This window comes from Paraburkholderia sp. BR13439, assembly GCF_040948805.1.
GTDB classification, from domain to species: Bacteria; Pseudomonadota; Gammaproteobacteria; order Burkholderiales; family Burkholderiaceae; genus Paraburkholderia; species Paraburkholderia youngii.
In genome coordinates this window covers 1-2,000 of the sequence record NZ_JBFPKN010000101.1, presented here as the reverse complement: position 1 = coordinate 2,000, position 2,000 = coordinate 1, and the positions used below count along the sequence as shown (strand labels likewise).

The 2,000-nt window shown below is 70.4% G+C and carries 1 protein-coding gene; it reads left to right on the top strand.

Annotation, left to right across the window (positions count from 1 at the left end):
• Positions 1-2,000, top strand: a 2,000-nt coding sequence (locus tag AB3X96_RS42305) for a condensation domain-containing protein (protein ID WP_368594385.1), incomplete at both ends; no start/stop codon positions are given.

Sequence of the window (2,000 nt, the reverse complement as noted above, 5' to 3'; positions counted from 1 at the left end):
TGGGTGCGCGAGGCGGTGGTGGTGGCGCGCGAGGAGCGGGCCGGCGAGCCGCAGCTGGTGGCCTATGTGGTGGCCGCACAGGAGGCGCAGGAAGCGCAGCTTGCGGCGACGCTGCGCGCGCATCTGGCGGGGCAGCTGCCGGACTACATGGTGCCGGCGGCGTTCGTGCCGCTGGCGGAGTTACCGCTGACGGTGAATGGCAAGCTCGACCGCAAGGCACTGCCGGCGCCGGCCGACGATGCGTATGCGCGGGCGGCCTATGAGGCGCCGCAGGGCGCAGTCGAAACGGCGCTGGCAGAGATCTGGGCCGAGCTTCTAGGTCTGGAGCGGGTCGGTCGGCATGACCACTTCTTCGAGCTGGGCGGCCATTCGCTGCTGGCCGTGCGGCTGCTCAGCCGGCTGTCGCAGATTGCGGGTGTGGAACTGTCGCTGGCGATGCTGTTTGCGCGGCCGGTGCTGGCCGATCTGGCCGCAGGCATGGCCGGAGCGGTGAGCGGCGCGGCAGCGCAGGCGCTGCCGGCCATTGGAGCCGTATCGCGCCAGGCGCCGCTTGAGCTGTCGTTTGCGCAGCAGCGGCTGTGGTTTCTGGCCCAGCTGGACAAGGACAGCGCCCGCTACCACGTTCCGCTGGGCTGGCGGTTGCGGGGCAGGCTGGACCGCGCGGCGTGGCGACGCAGCCTCGATCAGCTGTATGCGCGCCACGAGGCGCTGCGCAGCGTCTTCGTTGATGCGGAGGAGGGCCCCCGGGTTGAGATCCTGCCGCCCGGCACGGGCCTGCCCGTGCTGGAGCACGACCTGCGGGAGCGGCCGGATGCGGCGGCGGCGCTTGTGGCGCTGTGCGCCGAAGAGGCGTGCATGCCTTTTGATCTGGCGCGCGGGCCGCTGATCCGCGGGCGCCTGATCCGGCTGTCGGAGCAGGAGCATGTCTTCCTGCTGACGCAGCATCACATCGTCTCGGACGGCTGGTCGGTGGGGGTGCTGGTACGGGAACTGGGCAGCCTGTACCGGGCGTTCGTGGCCGGACAGGCCAATCCCCTGCCGGTGCCGGCGATCCAGTATCCCGATTATGCGGCCTGGCAGCGGCAATGGCTCTCCGGGGAGCGGCTGCAGCGTCAGGCGCAGTACTGGCGCGAGGCCCTGTCAGGCGCGCCGTCCATGCTCGCGTTGCCGACGGACCGGCCGCGCCCGGCGCGTCAGTCGTTTGCCGGCGCCACGGTGCCGGTGGAGATCGATGCGGAGCTCACGCGGGAACTCAGGCGGCTGGGCCGTGAGCATGGCACGACGCTGTTCATGACGGTGCTGGCGGGCTGGGCGGCGGTGCTCTCGCGTCTGTCGGGGCAGGACGACCTTGTGATCGGGGTGCCGAGTGCCAACCGCGGCCGGCGCGAGATCGAGGAGCTGATCGGCTTTTTTGTGAACACGCTGGCGCTCCGGGTGGACCTGTCGGGCGGGCCGGACGTGGCGACGCTTCTGGAGCGGACACGGCGCACGGCCCTGGGGGCGCAGGAGCATCAGGACCTGCCGTTCGAGCAGGTGGTGGAGATTGTGCAGCCGCCACGGGCGCTTGATCACACGCCGCTGTTCCAGGTAATGCTGGCCTGGCAGGATAACGCGCTGGGGCGGCTCGATCTTCCCGGGCTGGGCGTGGAGGAGGTGATGGACAATGCGCCCGGGCAGGTCCGGTTCGATCTGGAGCTGAATGTAGGCGAGTGTGACGGGAGGATCGTGGGCACGCTGGGCTATGCCACGGCGCTGTTCGAAGAGTCGACGGTCAGGCGGCAGCGGGATTATCTGCTGGCGCTGCTGCGGGCGATGGCTGCGGACGCGGGACAGCCGGTGGAGCGCATCGATATCCTGCCGGCGGCGGAGCGCCGGTATCTGCTGGAGGAGCTGAACCGCACGGAGGCGGCGTATCCGTCGGAGCGGTGCATCCATGAGCTGTTCGAGGCGCAGGTGCGGCGGGCACCGGAGGCGGTGGCGCTGGTGCATGAGAACGAGAG